We start from the raw sequence: 5,467 nt of genomic DNA on the forward strand, positions 1-5,467 counted from the left end.
GGGTGTGGGGCGGCGCGGGGCTGGAGCGGCTGGTGGGCGCGGGCACGAGCGTGTCCGCGCTGGGCATCTGCGTGGGGATGATGGTGACGACGCCGCGCTACCTGTCCGCGCTGGCCTCCGGAGAGCGTTCGCTGTTCGGGCTGGAGCGCATGTCGGCGTCGGGAGTGCCCATGCGTGCGCTGGCGGTGACGTGGGCGCTGGTGCTGGGGTTCGTGAACCTGGGGGACTTGTCGGAGCTCTTCGCGCTCTCCGCCATCGCGGTGCTGATGCAATTCGGTGTCACGGCGGCGGCGCTCGCGGTGCTGTCGCTGCGGCGGGAGCGGAACCTGCGGCCGGTGCACGCGCTGCTGGCGGTGCCCACGCTGGTGCTGGGGCTGACGCTGGTGGCCTTCGGCGCGAGCGCGCGGGAGGCGGCGGTGGCGTCAGGAGCGGTGCTCGCGGGCCTGGCATTGATGCGCCTATCGCGGCCGAGGGAGCCAGCGCCCGTCCGCCTGTCCTGACGCCTTCGCACGTCAGGAGAGCGGGCAGGCCTTGGGACAACCCGGCACGTTGTGTTGCGAAGGAGGGACCGGGCCGGGACACTCGCGAGGCGATGCTCGGGTATCAGGCGAATGCGCAGTGGCGGGACATGTCTGACTTCGTGGTGCATTTCACGAAGCCCGGGCCCCCGTACCACGACGCCTACCAGAACATGATGAGCATCCTGGGAGCGCGCACGCTCATCCCGGGCGCGGAGGGGTTTGGCATCGCGCGGCGGGAGGCGGCGGTGGCGGACCGGCACCGCTCGGTGTGCTTCAGCGAGATTCCGTTGGATCAACTCGCGAGGCTGGTGCAGCGCCGGAGTCTGTACGGCATCGCCTTCCGGAAGAGCTTCATCCTGTCGCAGGGCGGAGGCCCTGTCTGGTACGTGCAATACGGCTCCCCGGCACACCTGGCGATGAAGCACCAGTTGGACCAGGCCCTGGCGGCGAAGGAGCCCCAGAAGGAGCCCGTGTGGGCGGTGACGCCCTTCGTGGACATCCAGGGTGACGCGCACAACGCGCCCTATAGCTACCGCTTCGACTGGGAGCGGGAGTGGCGCGTCCCAGGCCTCATGCGCTTCACGGAGTACGACGTGGCGGCGCTCTTCCTGCCAGAAGAGGTCCACACCGTGGCGAGGGACTTCTTCGCCTGGGCCGTCCGCGAGCGCGCGGGTCCGGGCTACTTTTGTCCCGTGTTGGATCCGGGATGGAAGGCGGAGCAGATCATGGAGGCGCTGGCGAAGCACACGCAGGCGCCGGTCGCGACGGAGCGCAAGAGCGCGCCGGGGTGACCCGCCTCAGGGCTTGTGCTTCTTGAGCCGTCTCTCCAGGTGGGCAACAGGCGAGAAGAAGTAGGCCCGTGCGACCTGCTCTCTCTCCAAGAACCCCGCGGCTTCGAGGTCGAGCAGGTCCTGTCGGGCGGTTTGATAAACCACTCCGTGCCGACGCCGGTGCGACTGGATGTCGTAGCGCGCGGTCGGATGGTGGAGGGCATGCGCCAGCAATTCCCGCTGCCGGGGATTGAGGCCCGCATCCTCCTTGAGGAGGAGATCCACCTGCCGGGCCTCTTGCCCCTTCCGCTCCAGATACGCGTAGAGGTCATCGGTCGCGCGTTGGATGACGTCCAGTTGGTGCAGGAGGAAATAGGTGAGGTCTCCCCGGTCCGTCTCCGTGAACAGGAACGCCCGGCTGTATTGCATCTGGGCGCGCTGGATGATCCGGGAGATGGAGAGGAACTCCGCGATCCAATATCCCTCCCGGATCATGCTCCAGTAGAACAGGGCGCGTGCGGTGCGGCCATTGCCATCCACGAAGGGATGGTCATAGGCGAGCATGAAGTGGATCACGATGGCGCGCACGACGGGATGGATGAAGACGCTCCCGTCGGAGCCATTCGCGAACGCACAGAGCTTCCGTAATCGGCCGGGCAGCTCACTGGCATCAGGGGGGACGTGGAGGATCGCTCCACTCGCCCGGTCCTGGACCGTGACGGGCTCATCGCCGTGCCGCAAGCGGCCCTCTTCGCCTGGGTCGAGCGTGTCACGCGTGATGGTTTCGTGAAGCTCCAGGAGCAGGGAGGTCGTCAGCGGCACATGCGCATTCCGGCGCATCAGCTCCATGGCCTGGAAGTTGTTGAAGATCATCCGCTCGTCCTTGGTCCGAGGCGGACGTCCCTGCTCCAGCATCTCCCTGGCAACCTTTCGGGTCGTGGAGGCACCCTCCAGCTGACTGGAAGTGATGGCTTCTTCCATCAACGATTCGACGATGTATCGATCCCGGACGCCTGCATTGGCCAGTTGAGGGTCCGCCAGTTCCAGCCCCTTTCCGAGCTGCCGGTCGATCCGGTGCAGGCCCGAAAAAAGCCCGTCAGGACGGGTGAAGGAGAACGGCTGCCCCGTCTTGTCCAGGAGCGGCAGGTCGGCGCCCAACGTGGTTCGCGCGGTCTTGACCCGGTACCACCACTCCTCATGCGTCATGCCCTCTGGCGCGGGATGCCGGCGAAGCTCGTCCCAATGGAGATAACGCCCGTCGAGCTCTGGCCCCACGGCCTTGTGCTCCAGCAGAGCGACAAGGTGCTCCTTCCCTGACCTTGCCACCGTCTGGACGAATGCATGGAGGTCGGGAGGCGTCGCGGGGAGTCGCATGGGCTTGAACTACCAATCTACTACTAATTTCGAAGCAGATTGGTAGTTCCGCCTACTCGCGGGTGAAGCGGGTGCCCGACACGGGCTTCACCTTGCCTCGCAGGACGGCCACCGCCAGCGCGCGCGTATCCTCGTAGGAGGGCTCGCCGTCGAAGAAGGCGAAGGTCAGGTGTGAGTTGTCGCTTTCGTAGGCATCGAAGTGGAACAGTCGCTCCTTGGAGCCGGGCGGTCGCGAGGAGTTGGTGAACTCATACGAGCCCAGGCTCAGCCGCCACTCGTGGGACGTGCCATCCGGCCGCGCCGTCTCCATATGGAAGACGTAGCGGACGGCCCAGTCACCTTCGAGCTTGAAGTACTCGGCCACCATCACCTTCTCGGTGCCCTCCTGGAACTGCTCCCGGACGAAGAAGGGGCTGTCCACCTTGCCCTCGTCGTTGAGCTTCAGCAGCCTCGCGCGCGCGGCGTCGCGCTCTGGAAACTGCTTCAAAGCGGCATGCTCCTGCACCAGCTTCGCGAGCGTGCGCCAGTCCTCGGGCATGCCCAGGGCGGCGGACTGGAAGTGCACCAGGGCCCGCGGATGATCCCCTTGGTTCTGGAACGCCTGCCCGATGTTGTACTGGGTCATCGGATCGCGTGGTTCCTCGGGCGTGGTCTTCACCAGCCATTGGAGCGCCTCCGCGTCCTTGCCCTGCTCCAGGAGCATCAGGCCGAGATGCCCCGCTGCCAGGGCGCTGTCCGGATCCACCGCCAGCGCCTGCATGAGCGCACTTCGGGCCTTGTCCGGGTCCTCCGACATCAAGGTCTCGCCCAGCACGGCATGGTACTTCGCCGTCCGGGGCGCCAGCTCCGTCGCACGCGTCAGCTCCGCGATGGCCCCCCGGACATCGCCGGCGGTTCGGAGGTAGTGCGCCTTGAGGTAGTGGTACTCCGCGACATCGGGCGCCAGTGACAGGGCCCGGTCGAACTCCCGCCCCGCCTCCGCGTCACGGATCAGGTAGTAATACACACGCCCCAGCAGGTAATGCAGGTGCGCGTCCGCCGGGTCCTTCTGGACGGCGGGCTCCAGCTCCTGTTGGACCCGGACGAAGCCCTCTTGCTGGGCGGGCCCCTCGGGCGAAAACCGGATCGCATCCAGCTGTTTCTCCCACTCCGCCGCGGCAGGCGTCCGAGCCACCTGGACGGCATCGGGAGCGACGGGCGCGGCGGTCCTGCACGCCACGCTCAAGGTCAACAACGCCAGACACACAAGGCTTCGGGGCATGCGAGCAATCTCTCACGCCCCTCCCAGCCTCCTTCATCACGGTTCCATCATGAGACAATCACCGCACGCGTTCGATGCGGTGCTTGCGGCCCTTGATGCGGCCTTCGCTCAGCCGCTGGAACGCGACCTTCACCACGCGCTTGGAGACGGCGACGAAGGCGTGATGGTCGTGGATTTCAATCTTGCCCACGTCCTCCGCCTTCAGCCCGCCCGCCTCGCCCGTCAGCGCGCCCAGGATGTCTCCGGGCCGCATCTTGTCCTTGCGCCCCGCGGAGATGGACAGCGTCTCCCAGCCGGACATGAGCGACACGCCCGGCACGTTCTCCGGCACCAACGCGTCCACGTCGCCCTTCTCCAGCTTCACGCCCGTCGTCCCTTCGATGTCCTCCACCTTGCGGCTGTCCGAGCGCGTCACCAGCGACAGCGCCAACCCGCGACGGCCCGCGCGCCCCGTGCGGCCGATGCGATGCACGTACGCTTCCGGCTGCTGCGGCAATTCGTAGTTCACCACCGCGTCCAGAGCCTCCACGTCGATGCCCCGGCCCGCCACGTCCGTGGCCACCAGCACGCGCGTGCTGTGATTGCGGAACTTCGCCATCACCCGGTCCCGGTCGAACTGCTCCAGGTCGCCCTGCAACCCGTCCGCGCTCACGCCCGCCTGCACCAGCGCTCGCGTCAACTCCACCACCACCGCCTTGAAGTTGCAGAACACGATGGCGGAGGCCGGCTGGTGCTGGCGCAACAGCCGCAACAGCAACGTCTGCTTCTCCTCCGGCGTGCACGCGTACCCCACCTGCTGGATGTCCGGCGCGGCCTCCTCCTGAGCCAGCGACACCCGCACGGGGTCCTTCTGGAACGCGCGGCTCAGCTTCTCGATGTCGTCCGGAAACGTCGCGGAGAAGAGCACCGTCTGCCGCTTCGAGGGCGTCGCGCCGAGCACCCGCTCCATGTCCTCCCGGAAGCCCATGTCCAGCATCCGGTCCGCTTCATCCAGCACCACCGTGGCCAGGTGCCGTGTGTCCAGCACCTCGCGGTCCAGCAGGTCAATGATGCGCCCGGGTGTCCCCACGCCGATGTGCGCGCCCTTCTCCAGCGCCTCCACCTGCGGCCGGATGGGCTGCCCGCCCGCGAGCGCCAGCACCTGCACGCCCGGCATGCGTCGCGCGAGCCTGCGAATCTCTCCCGCCACCTGCGCGCACAGCTCGCGCGTGGGGCAGAGCACCAGCGCCTGGAGCCGGCGGTCCTGCGTGAGCTTCACCTTCTGCAGGATGGGCAGCGCGAACGCCGCCGTCTTCCCGCTGCCCGTGCGCGCCTGGCCTACCAGGTCCTTTCCCTGCAACAGCACCGGGATGCTCTGTGCCTGGATGGGGGTGGCGGTCTTGAACTCCAACTCCTCCAGCACCTGGAGCAGCGGGGGCGACAGCGAGAGCGCGGAGAATTCCATCGGAGCCTCGGGGGACGGAGGCACGGGGCGCCTCGGGAGATCGCGCCCTTGTACCAGCCTTCCCACGCCGGACAAGCCCGGCGCCCCCCTACCCCGC

General features: G+C 67.5%; 4 protein-coding genes and 1 pseudogene. 2 read left to right on the forward strand and 3 right to left on the reverse strand.

What is annotated here, in order from left to right; all coding sequences use genetic code 11:
- Together D7V77_RS39710 and D7V77_RS39715 are read left to right on the forward strand one after the other, a co-directional pair.
- Positions 1-500, forward strand: a pseudogene (locus tag D7V77_RS39710) (APC family permease); the annotation flags it as partial.
- Between the two features lie 128 nt (positions 501-628).
- Entirely contained in the window at positions 629-1,312 is a 684-nt protein-coding gene (locus D7V77_RS39715) for an abortive infection system antitoxin AbiGi family protein (RefSeq protein WP_233597515.1), read from the forward strand.
- A 6-nt stretch (positions 1,313-1,318) separates the two neighbouring features.
- Here the strand turns inward: D7V77_RS39715 and D7V77_RS39720 are convergent, their stop codons facing one another.
- Genes D7V77_RS39720 through dbpA form a run of 3 tightly spaced genes read right to left on the reverse strand, consistent with a single transcriptional unit; the run spans position 1,319 to position 5,370 of the window.
- The gene (locus D7V77_RS39720) at positions 1,319-2,665 is read right to left on the reverse strand and encodes a Fic family protein (protein WP_120581403.1); all 1,347 of its coding nucleotides are present in this window, start codon (positions 2,663-2,665) and stop codon (positions 1,319-1,321) included.
- 52 nt (positions 2,666-2,717) lie between these two features.
- Positions 2,718-3,926 (reverse strand): tetratricopeptide repeat protein, encoded by a 1,209-nt coding sequence (locus D7V77_RS39725; RefSeq protein ID WP_120581404.1) that lies wholly within the window; start codon positions 3,924-3,926, stop codon positions 2,718-2,720.
- 58 nt (positions 3,927-3,984) lie between these two features.
- A complete protein-coding gene (dbpA, locus tag D7V77_RS39730; protein ID WP_120581405.1) occupies positions 3,985-5,370 on the reverse strand; it encodes an ATP-dependent RNA helicase DbpA in 1,386 nt (461 codons plus the stop codon).
- Positions 5,371-5,467 lie beyond the last annotated feature (97 nt).

This window comes from Corallococcus sp. CA041A, assembly GCF_003612075.1.
Classification (GTDB): Bacteria; Myxococcota; Myxococcia; order Myxococcales; family Myxococcaceae; genus Corallococcus; species Corallococcus exiguus.